This is a genomic window from Vibrio sp. Y176 (assembly GCF_033438945.1).
Genome location: NZ_JAWOQS010001034.1, coordinates 1 through 546, shown reverse-complemented (window position 1 = coordinate 546; position 546 = coordinate 1). Strand labels below are relative to the sequence as shown.

The 546-nt window shown below is 37.4% G+C and carries 1 protein-coding gene; it reads left to right on the top strand.

All coding sequences use genetic code 11. The annotated features are described in order from the left end of the window. Positions 1-65: 65 nt before the first annotated feature. Positions 66-506 (top strand): PTS sugar transporter subunit IIA, encoded by a 441-nt coding sequence (locus tag R7O13_RS30045; RefSeq protein WP_318305612.1) that lies wholly within the window; start codon positions 66-68, stop codon positions 504-506. Positions 507-546: the final 40 nt, after the last annotated feature.

Genomic DNA, 546 nt, shown 5'->3' with positions numbered 1-546 from the left:
CTATTTCCGAAAACCACTTCATTAATTAAATTTGACTCATTACTTCAGTACCAATGAGTCACAAAATGATTACAGAACTAACAAACGTCAATTTAATTAAAGGCAATCTTAAAGCAAATAATAAAAAAGAAGTCTTTGAAGAGCTAGCGAAAATGCTATTCGAAAATAATCGAATCAGCAGCAAAGAGGCTTTTTTAACCGACATAGAAGCACGTGAAACATTAAGCGTAACTTCAATGGACGGCATCGCCTACCCACACGCAAAAAGCAAAGCGGTCACAGAGCCTGCAATCGCTGTTGGCGTAAAGCGCGAAGGCATCGAGTATGGCGACGAAGAGGGAGTCAAACCGACCGTATTCTTCATGATTGCCTCACCAGATAACGGTGCCGACCACCATATTTATGTTCTTCAAGAATTATTCGGTAAATTTAGCGAAGAGTTTATTGAAGATATTCATAACGTAAAAGACGAAAACCAAATACTAAATATTTTAATTAATTCATAAGGCGTGAAATTATGAGTACAATCACAGCTCAAGCTACTAA